This is a genomic window from Cupriavidus sp. USMAA2-4 (genome assembly GCF_001854305.1).
Taxonomy (GTDB): Bacteria; Pseudomonadota; Gammaproteobacteria; order Burkholderiales; family Burkholderiaceae; genus Cupriavidus; species Cupriavidus malaysiensis.
Genome location: NZ_CP017749.1, coordinates 1,380,455 through 1,397,239 on the forward strand (window position 1 = coordinate 1,380,455; position 16,785 = coordinate 1,397,239).

Annotated in this window: 13 protein-coding genes; 10 read left to right on the top strand and 3 right to left on the bottom strand. The window is 69.3% G+C overall.

Annotated elements, in window-relative coordinates:
• Nucleotides 1-63 precede the first annotated feature (63 nt).
• From BKK79_RS26195 to BKK79_RS26205, 3 genes are all read right to left on the bottom strand, one after another.
• Nucleotides 64-2,280, bottom strand: a complete 2,217-nt coding sequence (locus BKK79_RS26195) for a TonB-dependent siderophore receptor (protein ID WP_084085182.1) — start codon at nt 2,278-2,280, stop codon at nt 64-66.
• A gap of 339 nt (nt 2,281-2,619) precedes the next feature.
• On the bottom strand, nt 2,620-4,284 hold the full coding sequence (locus tag BKK79_RS26200) for a ShlB/FhaC/HecB family hemolysin secretion/activation protein (RefSeq protein ID WP_071017372.1): 1,665 nt from the start codon (nt 4,282-4,284) through the stop codon (nt 2,620-2,622).
• A 170-nt stretch (nt 4,285-4,454) separates the two neighbouring features.
• Nucleotides 4,455-5,951, bottom strand: a complete 1,497-nt coding sequence (locus BKK79_RS26205) for a collagen-like triple helix repeat-containing protein (RefSeq protein WP_071039236.1) — start codon at nt 5,949-5,951, stop codon at nt 4,455-4,457.
• A gap of 684 nt (nt 5,952-6,635) precedes the next feature.
• Here BKK79_RS26205 and BKK79_RS26210 point away from each other — a divergent pair.
• From BKK79_RS26210 to BKK79_RS26255, 10 genes are all read left to right on the top strand, one after another.
• Entirely contained in the window at nt 6,636-7,940 is a 1,305-nt protein-coding gene (locus BKK79_RS26210) for a collagen-like triple helix repeat-containing protein (RefSeq protein WP_071039237.1), read from the top strand.
• Nucleotides 7,941-8,311: 371 nt separating this feature from the next.
• Complete coding sequence (locus BKK79_RS26215) at nt 8,312-8,506, top strand: Flp family type IVb pilin (protein WP_071017366.1); 195 nt, start codon at nt 8,312-8,314, stop codon at nt 8,504-8,506.
• Between the two features lie 21 nt (nt 8,507-8,527).
• A complete protein-coding gene (locus tag BKK79_RS26220; protein WP_071017364.1) occupies nt 8,528-9,028 on the top strand; it encodes an A24 family peptidase in 501 nt (166 codons plus the stop codon).
• A 195-nt stretch (nt 9,029-9,223) separates the two neighbouring features.
• Nucleotides 9,224-9,688 carry a TadE/TadG family type IV pilus assembly protein gene (locus tag BKK79_RS26225; RefSeq protein WP_071039238.1) on the top strand — a complete coding sequence of 155 codons (465 nt, stop codon included), beginning with the start codon at nt 9,224-9,226 and terminating at the stop codon, nt 9,686-9,688.
• An 82-nt stretch (nt 9,689-9,770) separates the two neighbouring features.
• Nucleotides 9,771-10,694, top strand: coding sequence for a Flp pilus assembly protein CpaB (gene cpaB / locus BKK79_RS26230; protein ID WP_071039239.1), 924 nt, complete (start codon nt 9,771-9,773; stop codon nt 10,692-10,694).
• A gap of 85 nt (nt 10,695-10,779) precedes the next feature.
• Complete coding sequence (locus BKK79_RS26235) at nt 10,780-12,219, top strand: pilus assembly protein N-terminal domain-containing protein (RefSeq protein ID WP_084085184.1); 1,440 nt, start codon at nt 10,780-10,782, stop codon at nt 12,217-12,219.
• Nucleotides 12,220-12,284: 65 nt separating this feature from the next.
• Nucleotides 12,285-13,514, top strand: a complete 1,230-nt coding sequence (locus tag BKK79_RS26240) for a pilus assembly protein (RefSeq protein ID WP_071017360.1) — start codon at nt 12,285-12,287, stop codon at nt 13,512-13,514.
• Between the two features lies 1 nt (nt 13,515).
• Nucleotides 13,516-14,832, top strand: a complete 1,317-nt coding sequence (locus tag BKK79_RS26245) for a CpaF family protein (RefSeq protein ID WP_071017358.1) — start codon at nt 13,516-13,518, stop codon at nt 14,830-14,832.
• Nucleotides 14,825-15,751: a type II secretion system F family protein gene (locus BKK79_RS26250; RefSeq protein ID WP_071017356.1), complete on the top strand. Its 927-nt coding sequence runs from the start codon at nt 14,825-14,827 to the stop codon at nt 15,749-15,751. The genes BKK79_RS26245 and BKK79_RS26250 overlap by 8 nt, the downstream gene beginning before the upstream one ends.
• Nucleotides 15,752-15,759: 8 nt before the next feature.
• Nucleotides 15,760-16,785, top strand: a complete 1,026-nt coding sequence (locus BKK79_RS26255; protein WP_071017354.1) for a type II secretion system F family protein — start codon at nt 15,760-15,762, stop codon at nt 16,783-16,785.

Sequence of the window (16,785 nt, forward strand, 5' to 3'; positions counted from 1 at the left end):
CAAGGCAGGACCGGGGCACCGGACACGCGGCGCGTGCCGCAGGCGGTCGGGCCGGTCGGGCGTTCAGAAGCGCACGTTGGCGCTGAAGATGAAGGCGCGGCCGGGCGCCATGGTGGCGTAGTGGCTAGCGTAGGCCTGGCTGTAGTAGACCTTGTCGGTCAGGTTCTGCACGTTGAGCTGCAGCGCCAGGTTCTTGTTGACCCGATAGCTGGCCATGGCGTCGAAGCGCCAGTACGACGGCACCCATTTGTTGGTCGACTCGTTGCCCCAGATCTTGGATACGTAGTAGGCGCCGCCGCCCAGCGTGAACTTGGGCAGCACCTGGTAGGTGGTCCACAGGCTGAAGCTGTCGTCCGGCGTGTTGGGGAAGGAGGTGCCGTTGGCGAGGCCGAATGCCGCGCCGGCGCCGCCCGCGTTGCGCAGTTCACTCTTCAGGTGGGTGTAGCCGCCGAACACCGCCCAGTCGTTGGTGACGTTGCCGGAGAAGCCCAGCTCGAAGCCCTGCACGCGCTTGTCGCCGGCCATGGCCGCGGTGCCGTCCTGCAAGGTGATGCGGGCATTGGTGGTGTCGATGCGGAACAGCGCGGCGGTCAGGGCCAGGCGCCGCTGCAGCGGCTCCCACTTGGCGCCCACTTCGTAGGCGCGGTTCTTCTCGGGCGCCAGCATGGCGCCAATGTTGCCGCTGCGGTCCGGGCCCAGCGCATTGCCGTCGCTGCCCTGGGTCAGGAAGGAGCCTGCCGGGGTCGACGAGGTGCCGAAGGAGGCGTACAGGCTGACCGTCTCGACCGGCTTGAAGACGATGCCCAACTGGTAGTTGAACAGATTGTCGGTGCGGCCGAAGTCGGTGCGCACGCCCTTGCTGTCCGCGGCGGAGGTGAAGTTGGCGTCGTAGCGGTCGTAGCGGATGCCGCCGTTGACCAGCCAGTGCTTGCCCAGCTCGACCGAGTCGAACAGGTAGACCGCCGCCGTGTTGGTCTTCGAGTTGGTCGGGTTGTTGGCGCGCGAGATGGCGCCGGACCACGGATCGAAGGGATTCGGGTTGAGCAGCGTGGTGCAGTTGTAGCTGCCGGCGGCGCCCGGGCCGCTGGGGCAGCGGTTGCTGCCGGTGGCCACGTTGTAGCTGTCGTTCTCGCTCTTCTCCTGCGCGAACTCGATGCCGAAGGCGTACTTGTGCTTGGCGAAGCCGGTCTGCACGGTGCCGGACAGGTCGGTCTGGTTGGCGATGGTGTTGACCGTGGAGACGCGCGTGTTGGCGCGGCGCCAGACCATGCCGTAGTAGATGTTGCCCTGGCTGTCGTCGGGCTGGGTCCAGATGAAGTCCTGGTGGGTGCGGGCCACGCGCGTCTGGTTGCGGAACTTGAGCGCCGGGCTGAAATCGTGCTCGAAGCGGATCGTGCCCATGTCGGTCTGGTCCTTGCGGAAATCGCGGTTGGCCAGGCCGTAGTAGGTGTTGCGCGGCACGCTGATCGGCGAGCCGTCGCCGGCAAAGCTGGTACGGGCGATGCTGTCGCTGCGCCGGTTGAAGGTCGGGTTGTTGTACGGGATCCCGGTGTCCGGGATGTCGTTGGACTGCATGTGGTAGTACGCCAGCGTCAGGCGCGTGTCGGTGCCCAGGCCGAAGGCGACGGTCGGCGCGATGCCCCAGCGCGACTGGTTGGCCACGTCGCGGCCCGGCACGTCCTGGTCATGCACCATGGCGTTGAGGCGGAAGGCCCCGTGGTCGGAGAACTTCCAGTTGCCGTCGGCGGTGGCGCGCTTGTAGTCGGCGTTGCCGAGACTGACATTGCCCTCGGCGAAGTTCTCCAGGCGCGGCGCCTTGCTGGTGATGTTGATGCTGCCGCCGGCGGAGCCGCGGCCGTCGTAGGCGCCGGCCGGACCCTTGGTCACTTCCACCGTCTCGACGTTGAAGATCTCGCGCGATTGCGAGCCGATGTCGCGGAAGCCGTCGAGGAAGGTGCTGGCCTGCGCGTCGTAGCCGCGGATGAAGGGGCGGTCGCCGACCGGGTTGCCGCCCTCGCCGGCGCCGAAGGCGATGCCGGGCACGGTGCGCAGCACGTCGGTGAGGCTGGCCGAGGCGGTGCTCTGGATCACTTCCTGCGGAATCACGGTGATCGAGCGCGGCGTGTCGAGCAACTTGTCCGGGTTCTTGATCGAAGAGGTGGAGTCGACCTTGAAGTTGCTGTCGCCCGTGCCGCTGACCGTCACCGCCGGCAGTTCAGCCGCGGCCACCGTGGCGCTGCCGGCCGACTGCGCGGCCACCGGTGTTGCCGCCACCGCCATGCCGACGGCGCCGGTCAGGCGCGGAACGGCGTGCTTCCTCTTGCTTCTGCTGACAACCACTGCAGTCGACACGATCCTTCCCTCTTTAGTTTTGTGAATCATATTAAGAATGAGAAGGATTATCATTTGCTGCCTGGATGTAAGTCAAGTGATACATCCAGGGCCGATGTGTCGTCTATGTATCGAGAATGGATGACAAGGCCTGCACTTGACGTGGTGGTGGAAGCACGTGCGGGCATCCTGCGCCGGCCTGTGCCATCACCTGCCGCCACCACGTCATGCGCATGCCGCGAGGCGGGGCCGCCGGCCGAGGCAGCCGGCGCGCGGCCCCGGCGGGCCTCAGTCGAACTGGTAGGAGTAGATCGCGTTCAGCCGCGGCGAGCGGTGCGACGCGTTGATGGGCTTGTCGCCGACCGGTTGTGCGATCGACAGGTCCAGCGTGTAGTAGCGGCGGTCGGAGAAGCGCACGCCGAGTCCTACCGAGGCCAGCGAGCGGTGCGTCAGCACAACGCTGTTGGAGAGCACGCGCGCCATGTCGCCGATGACGTAGGGCTGGACCGTCTTCAGGTAGGCCATGTCGAGCGTGAACAGACGATTGAATTCGAGCGAGGCGCCCCAGCCCTTGTCGCCCGCCACTTCGCCGGCCGGATAGCCCAGGCCGAACATGCGGCCGCCGAAGCTGATCTGTTCGCTCGAGGCCAGCCGCTGCGCGCTGAACTGGCCCGCCGCCGACACGGTCATGCCGAAGCCGGCCGGCAGGTCGTTCGACTGCGAGGCCTGCAGCCGGGTGCGGAAGAAGCTGAGGTCGTTGGTAGTGTTCTCGCGCGAGGCGCCGAGCCCGGCGATGCCCTGGTACAGGCCCAGCATCAGGGTGCGCGTCTGGCCCTGGCTGCGCTGCACGTAGTTGGCCTCGGCGCTGACCACGCGCACGCGCGTGCCCAGTGTCACCTGCTGCCCGGTGGCCGTGCCGGTATAGCGTTCGAACTGGTCGACGCCGTAGATGCCGCCGGTGGCGATCAGTGTCTGCGCGTTGCTGAGCAGCAGCGGGTAGGCGAGGCTGGCGCCGATGCGCTTGTTGTCGTTGACATAGCGCGGATCGATGCCGAGCGGCGCCAGCGTCGCGTTCTCGGGCACGCCGCGGTAGTGCGAGGCGGTCACGCGCGCCACCATGCCCTCGGTGCCGATCGGCTGCGCGTAGTTGGCCGCGTAGTACTCTTCCTTGTTCGGGCCCTTGGGAAACAGGGCTGACACCGAGACCTGTTCACCCAGCGGCGACAGGCTGTTGGCGGTGAGCGTGGAGATCGCGCGCAGCCCCGGCGACATGTACTCGATGCCGGTGCCGAAGGTGACGGGCTTGCGCTTGATGTCGAGCACCAGCTCGCAGGCGCCATCGGTGGTCTGCGGCGGCTGCACGGTGGCCGCCACCTGCATGCCCGGCTGCAGGCCGAGCACGTTGGCATAGTGTTCGAAGGTCTCGCGGCGCAGCGGCTTGTCCTGCATCAGCCGTTCGCCGATCGCGCGCAGGCGGTCCTCGGCCGCGCCGGCCTTGCCGCGGATGGTGATGGTCTTGACATAGCCTTCGACCACCGTGACCAGGACGTTGCCGTTCTCGAAAGTCTGCGCCGGCACGAAGGCGAACGAAAGCGGGTAGCCGCGCTGCTGGTACATCTGCGTGACTTCGTTGGCGGCTTCCAGCAGTTGTGCGACGGTGATCTCGTGGCCGGCCAGCGGCGCGAACTTCGCGGCGATCTCGGCGAAGGGGATGGTCTTGACCCCTTCGATCTGGAACTTCTGCGGCGTCAGCCGGCTTTGCAGCAGGTGCTGCAGCGCGGCATCGGGACGTTCCACCTGGATCGTGACGTTGCTGCCGGCGGGCCGGCTCGGCTCGATCTTCGGCAGGGTCTGGGTCGGGTCGCCCTGGACCGGGCTGCGCGGATCGGAATAAGAGGCCTGGCAGACGCCGAGGCCGATCAAAAGCGTGGCGACACGAGTACGTGCTCGCATGGTGATACCCCTGTTTCTAAAGTGTCGCGGCTATGACGCGATGTGCCGCTGAAGACGGGGGTGCCGCTGTCCCCGCCTTCTCCTTGCGGCCATCGCGCTGTTCTACGGATCGACTGCTTTCCTGATTGCCTTGCCGGTGACCGCCGGCGCCCGCGGCGCCGGCGTGCCGCCTAGTGCTTGCTGCCGCCCAGGCCGCCCAGCAGGCCGCCGAGCAGGTTGGTGACGGGCGCCAGCGCGCCGCCGCTGCCCGACGTGCCGGACGAACCGCCGGTGCTGCCGGTGCTGCCGGTGCTGCCCGACGTGGCGGCGCCGACGCCGCTCGTGAGGCTGGAGACCAGGTTGGTCACCGGCGCCAGTGCACCGCCGCCGGCGCCGGCGGTGCTGCCGACCGACCCCACCGCTCCGACCGCGCCGGTGACCGTGCCGACCACGTTGCCGACCAGGCTGGTGACCGGCGCGAGCGCGCCGCTGCCGGTATTGCCGCCGGTGGCGCTGCCGAGGGCGCCGGTCAGGCTCGAGACCAGGCTGGTGACCGGCGCCAGGGGGCCGCTGCCGGCGCTGCCGCCGGTAGCGCTGCCGAGGCTGCCGGTCAGGCCCGAGACGAGGCCGGTGACAGGGGCCAGCGGGCCCGAGCTGCTGCCCGAGCCGCCGGCCAGGCCGCCGAGGCCGCCGAGGCCGCCCAGCAGGCTGGTCACCGGTGCCAGCGGGCTGCTGCCCGAGCTGCTGCCGTTGGCGTTGTAGAGCACGCCGCCCAGCGACGCGACCGTGGTGCCGGTGCCGGTCACGATGCCGCCCACGCCCGATACCACCGGCGTATTGGTCTGCTTGAGCGAAGTGCCGGCGACGGCGAGCGCGCCGCCGACCGTGGCCAGCAGGCCGTTGACCGGCTGGCCGAGGCCGGTCGCGGCGCCCAGCGTCTGGGTGGTGCTGGTCAGTTGCGAGGTCAGCGGCACGATGGCCTTGCTGACACCGCTGGTGAGCTGTTCGACCGGGCCGGTCGACAGCACGGTGCCGAGCTGGGTGCCCACGTTGCCCACCGTGCCGCCCAGCTGCGTCACCAGCGAGCCGACCGGCGTGGTCACCGGCGCCAGCGGCGAGAGCGGGCCGCTGCCCAGGCCGCTGACCGCGCTGCCGACGTTGCTGACGGCGTTGCCGACCTGGTTCACCACATTACCGGTGCTCGCCAGCGTCGTGCCGAGCGGGTTGGCCGCGTTGGGCATGTTGCCCAGGCCGTTCTGCAGGCCGGTCCCCAGCGCGTTGACGGCGGCGCCAAGCGAGCTGACCGCGTTGCCCAGGCCCGTCTGGGTCTGCGACGACACCACCGGCAGGCTGGCGCCGGAGATCGCCTGGCCGAGCTGGCCGACCGTGCTGCCGGCCGCGTTCACGACCGAGCCGGTGCTGTTGACGATGGAGCTGGTGGGCGTCAGCGAAGTGGTGGAGCCGCCGTTGTTGCCGCCGTTGTTGCCGCCATTGTTGCCACCGTTGTTGCTGCCGCTGCCACCCGTTCCGTTGCTGCCGCTACCGTTGCTGCCCGTGCCGTTGCTGCCCGTGCTCGAACTACCGCCGGAGTCTGTGCCGAGGGAGGTGGAGCCGCTGCCGCTGGCGCAGCCGCCCAGTGCCAGCAGCGTGGTCAGCAGCGATGCCAGGACGATGTGTTGTTTGCGCATGATGTTCTACCCCTCGAAATGGATGTGAATCTCTTGACGTGTGCGCGCCCTGTTTGCGGCGCGTGTGGCGGGGTAGAGCGCAAACGCTGTGCCAGCGCGTGCGCGGCGGCTGGCCGGGCCGGGCGGCGACGCCGGGCGGTTGGCCGCAATGCCTTGTGCTGCAAGGGTTTACGGCTGGCAGGCAAGCATCGTTGAGGGTGGTTTGAAACGGTCGCGAGCGGTTGTTCCGCCGTTACGTGTTACGTAACGTCGCGGCCAATCTCCGAAACATCGGCGTGCTCGCAGGTCTGCTGCACACGGCGACGGCATGGCGGGGCTGCCGCATCGCCATGCGCTGGTGTGTTTCGTGGCGAGGGGAACATGTTACGTAGCACGTAACGTCCGCCGAGCTGTCGGGCACCGCTCTTTGCATGCCCGTGAGAACCCCCCTTAACGTCGGGGAAGCCGCATGGCGCAAGGCCGCGCGGGTAGCGGGCCGGGCCGCCGCCGATGCGCTCGGCGTGGTTGGCACGCTGCTTGCGGCTGTGGACTCCGACGAGTCTGCACCCCGGGGTGATTCGGATGCGAAACCCGCCTGACCAGGGCGATCGCGCAGGGGGCGGCGAACTCGCCCGCGGACCAGCCGCACCGATCAGACAGCGCCCCCTTGGCAAAGACGTGGCGGGGGAGACAAAGGAGAAAACCATGAACGCATCGATCCGACCCATTTCCACGCAACCCGCGCAGCGCGTGCTGGCACTTGCCTGTGCCGCGGCCCTCGCCATGCTGGCGGGCTGCTCTTCCGGCGGCTCCGGCAGCGGCGCGACGCAGGATTCCCAGACCACGCCGACCACGCCCGTCAATCCGCCGAACGTGACGACGCAGAGCACGCCGCTCGGCCAGGTGTCCAGCGGCGCCGGCAATACCGTCATCGCCGCCGGCAATGCCGTCACCGATATCGGCAAGCAGTTGCAGAACACCGCGCTGCCGGTGGTGCCGACCGCCGCGCGCAATGCGCTGGGCGATACCGTGGCCAATGCCGGCGGCGCGGTGGGCGCGCTCGGCGCCGGGGTGCGCGATGGCCTGGGCAAGATGGGCTCGGTCAGCGATCCGCTTGGCGTGACGGTAGCCAGCACCGGCAACGTCGTGACCAAGCTGGGCAACACGGTGTCGAGCGCAGGCAATGTGGTGACCGGCCTGGGCACCGAGACGCTGTCGCCGCTGGCGCCGGTGACCACGCCGGTCGGCAGCCTGGTGAGCCAGGTCGGGGCGGTCGTCGCCGATGGCGGCGGCAAGCTCGGCAGCGTGCTGTCCACCGGGCCGGTGGCGCAGCTCACCAGCACGGCCAGCAAGGCCATCGTACCGCTGACCACGCAGCTTACCAATGCCACCCAGGGCATCGGCGCCGCCACCGGCCTCGGCCAGCCGGTCAACAGCCTGCTGGGCACCGTGGGCAACAACCTGGCCAGCGTGGGCAGCCTGGTCACCAACAGCAATGCGCCGCTGGTGTCGAGCCTGGGCGGCGTCGTCACCGAAGCGGGCAGGACCGTGGCCGGCGCGGGCGTCCTGCTGCATGGCGACGGCAGCACCACCAATCCGCTCGGCGGCCTGCTCGGCTCGCTGCCGCTCAGCGGCCTGACGGGCAGCGGCGCCAGCAGCAATCCGCTGGCGCCGGTGACCGGCCTGCTCGGCGGACTCACCGGCGGCAGCACGGGCGGCAATCCTCTGTCTCCCGTCACCAGCCTGCTGGGCGGCCTCGGCGGAAGCTCCAGCAGCTCGAACCCGCTGGCGCCCGTGACCAACCTCGTGTCGAGCCTGACCAGCGGCCTCGGCGGTGCCGCCGGTGCCGCCGGTGGCGGCAGCGGAGCACTGCCGGTGAAGACCGTGCTCACGCCGGTCACCGGCCTGCTCGGCAGCGCCACCGGTGCGGCAGGCAGCGCCACTACGGGCACGACCGGCACCACCGGCTTGCCCCTCGTGTCGAGCCTGCTGGGCGGCCTCAGCCACTGAGCGCTACCGCATCACCCGAATGCGGTAGACCCCGACGACTTCATGGTGCGTTGACGTCTTTACCCCGCGGCGGCGCATCCTTTTCTTCCCTCCCATGCATGCAGTGCCGGTCTTCGCGGGCCGGTACTGTGGCAGGGATCCGTTCGCACATCATTCAAACTCTGATTTCAAACGGGTGTCCTCCTAGGTGTCCTCTTCTAAGCTGTTCCCCGCCCCCTCGACTAGGGGGTGTATAAGGCAGGCGGCGTGACATATAAAGATGGCACCAGTGGTATCGCTCGCTGTGACAGCCTGGCCATAAGAGCCAGGCGACAGCGAACAGATAAGCGGACGCTGGATGATGCAGTGCTTATTTTTGGGAGTGTGACCTCATGAAAAATTCCATTCAGCGTTTCCTTCGGGACGAGCGCGGCGCAACGGCCATCGAGTATGGTCTGATCGCCGGTCTGATCGCGATCGCGATCGCCACCGCAGTCAGCGGCCTCGGCACCAACCTCACGACATTCTTCAACGGACTGGCCGGCAAGGTTTCGGCCTGGGCATCAGGCGCCACCAGCGCAGGCTGAGGCCACGCCACTGTCGCCCTGATGCTGTTCGTTGCCGTGCTGTTCTGCGCGGCAATCGTCTGGACCGACTTCTTACACCGTAGAGTTCCCAACACCGTGCTGGCCGCGGCGCTTGCCGCCGCCTGCATGGCGCTGGTGTTCGGCCCTTCGTCGCAGCCGGCGCTGTCATCGCGCCTGCTGGGGATGGGGCTGGGCTTCGTCGTCACCTTGCCGGTCTACGCCCTCGGGCGCATGGGCGCGGGTGATGTGAAGTTCCTTGCGGTGGCGGGTCTGTTCAGCGGTGCCGCCGGCCTGCCTGCCGTCTGGATCGTGGGCAGCCTGCTTGCGCTGGTGCATGCGCTGCTGGCGCGATCCGACCGGGTCGCGCTGGTGGTTGCGCGCGCTTCGCAATGGCGCAGCCGCACGCACGGCAACGCGCAGCATCAGGTCCGCCTTCCTCAACCGTTCGACGCCCGGCGCGGCATTCCCTACGCGGCCTATCTCGCCATGGGACTGCTCGCGTGGCTGCTGCGCGCGCAGTAGCGCGTGCTGCAGCACATGCCGCGAGGTGCGCGCTGCAGCAAGGCGCGGCACCGCGCGGCGCCTGATGCGCGATGACGCGGCACGATGAAGCGACACACCACGGAACGCGGTAAAGCCTGAACGATCCAGGCCGATATCTGCAGCAGGATCGGCGCCGCCGGTTCGGCGCGGCAAGACTCATCAACCGGATAGCGTATGCCTTTGCGGGGATCGTCAATCACGCGCGCACGCACCTCGGGCGTGGCGGCGCTGGAATTCGCCCTCATCCTGCCATTGATGCTGACCATCATCGTCGGCATCGTCTACTACGGCGTGGTGATGGCCTTGCAGCAGGTGCTGACGCTGGCGGCCGAAGAGGGCGCGCGTGCCGCGCTGCGCTACCCCAGCGGGGCCAGCGCCAACACGGCGGCAGCCACGCAGGCGCTGCGGGTCAGCGCCGCCTCGGCCACCGCGGTCGCCGCGCTGCCCACCTCGCTGGCTTCGCTGCTGTCGAGCAGCAACGTGGCCCAGGCCGCCAACTGCACGGCGCCGGCCGGCGCGGTCTGCGTCAACGTTACGCTGAACCTGCCGACCAGCAGCATCCTGCCCACCATTCCGCTGATGCCGGTGCCGGCCGCGCTGACCGGAACGGCCGTGGTGCAACTGTCGCCAGACACATGATGGCCGGACACATGACGAAGACACCTGCCGCGGCGGCGCCTGGCCTGCCGCCACGAACCTGCTCCCCGAACCGGATTCCAGCATGACCAGCAAACAGATCAAGATCATGGCCATCGTGCTGCTCGCGCTTGCCGCGTTGCTCGCGCTGATGGCCTGGCAGGTGGGACGCAAGCCGCATGAGCCTGCGGCGCCGGTGCAGGCGGTGGCGGCACGGCATCCGGTGGTGGTGACCGCCAAGGCGATCGAGGCCGGCAAGCCGGTGCCGGCCGACGCCCTCAAGGTGGAGATGTTGCCGATCGAGCCGGCGGACTCCTACGCCGAGGTCGGCAAGGTGGCCGGCAAGGTGCCGCTGGTCGCGCTGGGCGCGAACGTGCCCGTGCTCGCTTCCCATCTGCTGCGCGGCCTGGCCGCGCAGGTGCTGCAGGGTGAGCGCGCGGTGGCGATCAACGTGGACGAGATGGTCGGCGTCGGCAACCAGGTCCAGCCGGGCGATTTCGTCGATGTCTTCCTGGTGCTGCGGCGCGACAACCAGGAGGTGGACGGCAGCCAGGCGCGCCTGCTGCTGTCGCGCCTGCGCGTGCTGGCCTATGGCGCCAGCACGGTGACGCAGACGGCCCAGCCGCAGGAACAGATGATGGTGCGCCAGGAAGGCGCCAAGACCGCCGTGCTGGCGGTGCCGGTGGAGCAGGTCAACAAGCTGGCGATCGGGCAGCAGGCCGGGCGCCTGCTGCTGGCGCTGCGCAATCCGAAGGACGAGACCACGCCCGATGCGGGCCTGTTCGCCGAGCCGCCGCCGGTGCTGAAGGCGAAGGGCAAGGCCGGCGAGGACGGCCTCGCGCCTGCGGACCGCGCCGCCGCCGGGCTTGCGCTGAGCGGGCTGGTCGGCGCTTCCGCACCGCATGCGGCCGCGCGCCCGCTGCCGGCCGCCGTGCCGCGCCCGCCGCGTTCCGCCGCCGCGCCGTCGGGCGTGGAGGTGATCCGCGCCGGCAAGCGCGATATCGAATGAAGGCGGCCTTGCCATGACATACGCGGGCCGCCACGCCATCCACGCACCACACGATTCACGTTACGCCGCCCAGCGCGGGATACAGATGCTCCAGCCCAAGACACGACGGGACACCGGATCGGTCGGCGCCGCCTGCGCCGCCGTCTCTATCGCCATCGCCGCCGCCGCCGCGGCGGCCTGCGCCTGGCCCGTGCTGGCCGCCACCGTGCAGGAAGCCCGCCTGCCCGCGCGCGCCATCAAGCTGCTGGCCGGCGCGCAGCAGGAAGTGCGCCTGGGCCAGCCGCTCGAGCGCGTGGCGGTGGGCAATCCGCCGGTGGCCGATGCCTTGCTGCTGAAGAACGGCACGGGCCCCGCCAGCGTGCTGGTGGTGGCACGCAGTCCCGGCGTGACGGACCTGATGATCTGGCCGCGCGGCGGCGCGCCGGTGCGCTACGCCGTCGAGGTGGCCGCGGTGGCGCCCGATGCCGACGCCCCGTCGGTCACGTCGTCGGCGGCGGGCGTCTCGATCGATGGGCAGTCGCCGGACGCGCTCGTGGCTGCGCGCGCGCAGGCCGCGGCACGCGCCACGCAGGGCGGCAGGGAAGGCAAGGATGGCAAGGGCGGCGGCGTCGTCGTTGACCGCTCCGTGGTGCCCCTGAGCGCCACCGTGCAGGTCGACGTCAAGGTGGTCGAGGTCAGCAAGTCGGTGCTCAAGGAGGTCGGGCTGAACTTCTTCCGCGCCAATGGCGGCTTCTCCTTCGGCACCTTCTCGCCGTCTTCGCTGAACAAGTTCACGGCGGGTTCCTTCAGTTCGGGCTCCAGCAGCTCCGGCAGCGGTTCCGCCAGCGTGGACAGCGGCCTGCCGATCGGCAACGCCTTCAACCTGGTGGCGGCCTCGGTCTCGCACGGCATCTTCGCCAATATCAGCGTGCTGGAAAGCAACGGCCTGGCGCGCGTGCTGGCCGAGCCCAGCCTGGTGGCGCTGTCGGGCCAGAGCGCGAGCTTCCTGGCCGGCGGCGAGATCCCGATCCCGGTGCCGCAGGCGCTCGGCACCACCACCATCCAGTTCAAGCCCTTCGGCATCGGCCTGACCGTGACGCCGACGGTGCTGGCCGCGAACCGCATCGCGCTCAAGGTTGCGCCGGAGGCGAGCGATCTCGACTTCACGCGCAGCGTGTCGATCAACGGCGCTTCGGTGCCGGCCATCATCACGCGCCGCGCCGATACCACCATCGAACTGGGCGACGGCGAAAGCTTCGTCATCGGCGGCCTGGTCAACCGCAACACCGTGAGCAGTGTCAGCAAGGTGCCCGTGCTCGGCGACCTGCCCATCATCGGCGCCTTCTTCAAGAACCTGAACTACACCCAGGACGAGCGCGAGCTGGTGATCATGGTCTCACCGCGCCTGGTCAAGCCGCTGGCCAAGGGCTCGGCGGCGGCGGCAGCGGTGGGCAACGATGGCCGTACCAGCGCCGATCCCAATGTCTGGGGCTGGTACATGCTCGGCGAGTATGCCGATCCGACGCTGCCGGGCTTTTCGAAGTAGCAGGCGGGGGACACGTGCGGAATGACGGAATGGCGGCACCACAGAGAAGACAGCGGTAACGGTAGATGGACTATTTCCTGTTGAACTCCCCGCAGGGCGGGCTGGCGCAATGGCTGGGCGGCGTGCTGCACGGTGCCGGCACGCTGCTGCTGGACGACGGCGCGCAGGAGTCCTTCGTCGACAAGATCACGACGGCGAATCCGGCGCTGGTGTTCCTCGATTTCTCGCCGGCGCAGGCTGCGGACTCGGCACGCCTGGCCGCGCAGCTCGGCCGCCTGTTTCCCACCGTGCCGCTGGTGGCCGTGGGCAATGCCGCGGAGCCTGCGGCGCCGCTGGCCGCGCTGCGCGCCGGCATGAGGGATTTCGTCGATATCGGCGCGCCGGCGCAGGAGGCGATGGAGGTGATCCGGCGCCTGCTGGCCGCGCGGCTGCAGGTGCAGGTACCGGCGCTGGTCGCGGAGCCGTCCCGGCGCGGCAAGGTGCTGGCCGTGCTGGGCGCGCGCGCCGGCGTGGGCACCTCCACGCTGGCGGTCAACCTGGCCACCGCCGTGCGGCGCGGCTCCGGAGCGGAGGTGCTGCTGCTGGATCTCGGGCTGCCGGCGCGCGATGGCGCGCTCTACATGAACATCAGCCCAGGCTTCCACTTCGTCGAGGCCGTGCGCAACCTGCGCCGCTTCGACCAGGTCTTCGTGCAGACGGCGCTGGCGCGCCATGCCAACGGCGTCTCGGTGCTGCCGCTGCCGACCACGCTGGCCGAGCTGCGCGACATCTCCTATTCGGAGGCGCTGGCGCTGCTGGAGCGCCTGCGCGGCTTCTTCGATCTGCAGGTGATCGATCTCGGCGGCTTCAGCAACGCCGACTTCATGGCGCAGATCGTCAAGGCGGCCGACACGGTGATGATGGTCACCGAACAGAGCGTCGGCGCCATCGTGTCCGCCGCCGAGCTGGTGCAGGAACTGAAGAAACGCGACGTAGAGCGCGAAGACATAGAGCTGGTGGTATCGCGCTTCGATGCACGCCTGGGGCTGGAGGCCGGGGAGATCGCGCAGCGGGTCGGCATGTCCGGCGCTGTCGAACTGCCCGACCGGCGCGAGGCCCTGGTGCTGGCGATGAACCGTGGCGCGCTGCTGGCGGATGACAAGCCGGGGGATCCCTACATGCTGGCTCTCGGCGGCTTGACGGAGCAGCTCGGATTCCGCGCTCCGCGCGCGTCCCAGGCCAGCCTGTTGCACAAACTGAAGGACAGGCTGCCAGACGCGCTGCGTGCGGTGCGCGTGGCAAGAACCGGAAACTGAAATGACGCAACCGATCGAATTCTCGGATAACGCCGCAGCGCCCTTTCCCGTCTCCCAGGAGTTCCACAACATCAAGGAGGCGGCGCACGAACACCTGCTGACGCGCATCGAGGAGCTGGGCGCCGAGTTCGGCCGCTGGTCGCGCACGGCCATCCAGCGCTTCGTCGACCTGGAGCTGGAGGGCTTCACGCGGCTGCGCCGCATCCCCATCAACGAATCCGAGCTGCGCCAGATCGCCGAGGCCTTGACCAAGGAGCTGGCCGGCTTCGGCCCGATCGAGGACCTGCTCAACGATCCCGCGGTGGAAGACATCCTGATCAACGGCCACATGGATGTCTATGTGTCGCGCCACGGCGTGCTCGAACGCATCCCGGTGCGCTTCGCCGACGCGGGCCACCTGCTGCGCATCGTGCGCCGCATCCTGGCGCCGATCGGGCGCCGGCTGGACGAGTCGAACCCGATGGTCGACGCGCGCCTGCCCGACGGCGGCCGCATCAACGTGGTGATCCCGCCGCTGGCCCTGGAGGGGCCGGTGGTCTCGATCCGCAAGTTCCGCAAGGATCCGCTGACGCCGGCCGACCTGCAGCAGCTCGGCAGCATGAGCCCCGAGATCTGCGAGCTGCTGGAGGCCGCGGTCAAGGCCCGCTGCAATATCCTGGTCAGCGGCGGCACCAGTTCCGGCAAGACCTCGCTGCTCAATGCGCTGGCCACCTTCGTGCCGCTCACGGAGCGCGTCATCACCATCGAAGACACGGCCGAGCTGGCGCTCAACCATCCGCACGTGGTGCGGCTGGAGAGCCGCCCCGGCGGCTTCGAGGGTACCGGCGTGGTGTCCATCCGCGACCTGCTGCGCAACAGCCTGCGCATGCGTCCCGACCGCATCATCGTGGGCGAAGTGCGCGGCGGCGAAGTGCTGGAGATGCTGCAGGCCATGAGCACCGGCCACGATGGCTCGATGGGCACCATCCACGCCAGCAGCCCGCGCGAGTGCCTGTACCGCCTGGAGATGCTGGCCGGCTTCGCCGGCTTCCAGGGCAGCGAGGTCAGCCTGCGCCGGCAGATCGCCAACGCCATCGACTTCATCGTGCAGATCGGCCGCCTGTCCAACGGCAAGCGGCGCATCCTGTCGATCACCGAGGTGACCGGCCTGGGCGACAACATCATCTCGACGCAGGAGCTGTACCGCCACGAGGTCACGCCCGGGCCGGACGGCACCGAGAACGAGCGCTGGGTGTCGCTGGGCATCCTGCCGCATTCGCCCAAGCTGGCGCGCATGCGCCCGGCCAACTTCCTGATGGACGACCGCTTCGATGTCTAGCCCGGCCCTGTTCATCGCCGCGCTGGCCCTGCTGCTGCTGGGCCTGGGCCTGCTGCTGCTGGCCGGCAGCCGTGGCCGCGCGCGGCACGAACAGGCCAGCGCCCACCTGCAGGCGCAGACCGAGCAGGTGCGCGCGCGCTACGCGAGCGTGGTGGAACTCGACGTGCAGGCCGGCAACCGCAAGCTGAGCCATCACTGGAAGGAGTTGCTGCGGCGTGCCGACCTGGCGCCGACGCGCCGTACCTACCTGTTGTGGGGCGGGCCGGGCTTGCTGGCCATCGTGGCGGCGATGGCCACGGGCGGCCTGCTGGCCGGCGTGGCGGCCGCGGTGGTCTGCGTGGCCGTGGCGGCCTTCCTGGTCTGGAACCGCGTGCAGCGCATCCGCATGAAGCTGCTGATGCAGCTGCCCGGTTTCCTGGATGGCGTGGTGCGCTTGATGAGCATCGGCAGCAGCGTGCCGGCGGCCTTCCAGAACGCCATCCTGAACACCGAGGCGCCGCTGCGCCAATGCCTGGTACAGGCGGTGCACCTGCAGCGCGCGGGCAAGGAACTCGAGCAGGCGGTGCAGCTGATCGGCCGCATCTACCGGCTCGACGAGCTGGTGATGGTGGCCTCGGTGCTGCGCCTGTCGGTGCGCTACGGCGGCCGCGCCGACATCGTGATGGAGCGTACCGCGGCGTTCATGCGGGATCGCGAGTCGGCGCAGCGCGAGCTGCGCGCACTGTCGTCGGAGACACGCTTGTCGGCCTGGATTCTCGGACTGCTGCCGCTGGTGGTGGCCGGCGGGCTGTTCACGCTGAATGCCGGCTACATCCTGATGATGTGGCATGACTCGGCCGGCAAGGCGATGCTGCTGTCGGCCGCGGGGCTGGAAGTGGCCGGCGCGGTCATTCTGTACCGCCTCGCCAAGGCGATCTAGGAGCGCACATGGATGCCAACACGCTGATCGTGCTGAGCCTGGTCATCGCGGCCTGCGGAGTGCTTGCGCTGGCGCTGCCATTGCTGAAGCGCTGGCGCTTGCAACGGGGCGCAGCGCGCACGCTCGATTCGGCGCTGGCGCGCCAGCGGGCGGAAGCCCATGGCGCAGCAGCATCGGCAGCATCGGCGTCGGCATCGGCCCCGGGCGTCCAGGCCGATGCCGGACGCAAGGACGGCGCCGCGCTGAGCGCCAAGCTGGGCGCGCGAGTCGGCAACCGGCTGCTCGAACGCTTCAACCAGCGCTGGCTGGAATCACCGCTGGGCCGCGCCGTGGTGACCGCGGAGGAACAGGCGCTGCTCGAACAGTGCGGCTTCTATGGCGTGCGCGCGCGCGCGGTGTTCGGCGCGCTGCGCCTGCTGCTGCCGACCGTGGCCGCGGTGCTGGCTTTCCTCTGGCGCCTGCCGCAGGATGGACTGTCAGCCGTGGTCTGGGCCTTCGCGGCGTTTGCCGCACTCTATCTGGGCAGCAAGGCCGCCTTGCGGCGGCGCGCCGCGCAGCGCCTGGTCCAGCTCGAAGAAGAGCTGCCTGTGCTGGTCGACATCCTGCGCCTGCTGCAAGGCGTGGGGCTGTCGATCGACCAGAGCCTGCAGGTGATCGTCAGCGAGTTCGGCAGCATGCTGCACGTGCTCGGGCCCGAACTGAACCGCGCCAACCAGCAGTTCGCCTCGGGCCGCTCGCGCGAGCAGACCCTGCAGCGCATCGGCCGGCTGTTCGACAGCGAGGACCTGCGCAACCTGATCATGCTGCTCAGCCAGGTCGACCGCTTCGGCGGCGCGGTGCAGGAACCGCTGCGCTTGTTCGGGCTGAGATTGCAGGAGACGCGCAAGGCCAACCTGAAGGACAAGATCGGCCGGCTGACGGTGAAGATGACCGCGGTGATGGTGGTCACGCTGCTGCCGGTGCTGCTGATCCTGACCGCCGGGCCCGGCTTCCTGGGCGTGATACGGATGATGTCGAAGGTGGGCGGAACATGA

What these genes read in the sequence shown, in the direction of transcription:
- BKK79_RS26215 (WP_071017366.1), top strand. Translation starts at nt 8,312, where the DNA reads ATGAAAAATTCCATTCAGCGTTTCCTTCGGGACGAGCGCGGCGCAACG.
- BKK79_RS26225 (WP_071039238.1), top strand. Translation starts at nt 9,224, where the DNA reads ATGCCTTTGCGGGGATCGTCAATCACGCGCGCACGCACCTCGGGCGTG.
- BKK79_RS26220 (WP_071017364.1), top strand. Translation starts at nt 8,528, where the DNA reads ATGCTGTTCGTTGCCGTGCTGTTCTGCGCGGCAATCGTCTGGACCGAC.
- BKK79_RS26205 (WP_071039236.1), bottom strand. Translation starts at nt 5,951, where the DNA reads ATGCGCAAACAACACATCGTCCTGGCATCGCTGCTGACCACGCTGCTG.
- BKK79_RS26235 (WP_084085184.1), top strand. Translation starts at nt 10,780, where the DNA reads ATGCTCCAGCCCAAGACACGACGGGACACCGGATCGGTCGGCGCCGCC.
- BKK79_RS26195 (WP_084085182.1), bottom strand. Translation starts at nt 2,280, where the DNA reads ATGGCGGTGGCGGCAACACCGGTGGCCGCGCAGTCGGCCGGCAGCGCC.
- BKK79_RS26200 (WP_071017372.1), bottom strand. Translation starts at nt 4,284, where the DNA reads ATGCGAGCACGTACTCGTGTCGCCACGCTTTTGATCGGCCTCGGCGTC.
- BKK79_RS26250 (WP_071017356.1), top strand. Translation starts at nt 14,825, where the DNA reads ATGTCTAGCCCGGCCCTGTTCATCGCCGCGCTGGCCCTGCTGCTGCTG.
- BKK79_RS26240 (WP_071017360.1), top strand. Translation starts at nt 12,285, where the DNA reads ATGGACTATTTCCTGTTGAACTCCCCGCAGGGCGGGCTGGCGCAATGG.
- BKK79_RS26255 (WP_071017354.1), top strand. Translation starts at nt 15,760, where the DNA reads ATGGATGCCAACACGCTGATCGTGCTGAGCCTGGTCATCGCGGCCTGC.
- BKK79_RS26245 (WP_071017358.1), top strand. Translation starts at nt 13,516, where the DNA reads ATGACGCAACCGATCGAATTCTCGGATAACGCCGCAGCGCCCTTTCCC.
- BKK79_RS26210 (WP_071039237.1), top strand. Translation starts at nt 6,636, where the DNA reads ATGAACGCATCGATCCGACCCATTTCCACGCAACCCGCGCAGCGCGTG.
- cpaB (WP_071039239.1), top strand. Translation starts at nt 9,771, where the DNA reads ATGACCAGCAAACAGATCAAGATCATGGCCATCGTGCTGCTCGCGCTT.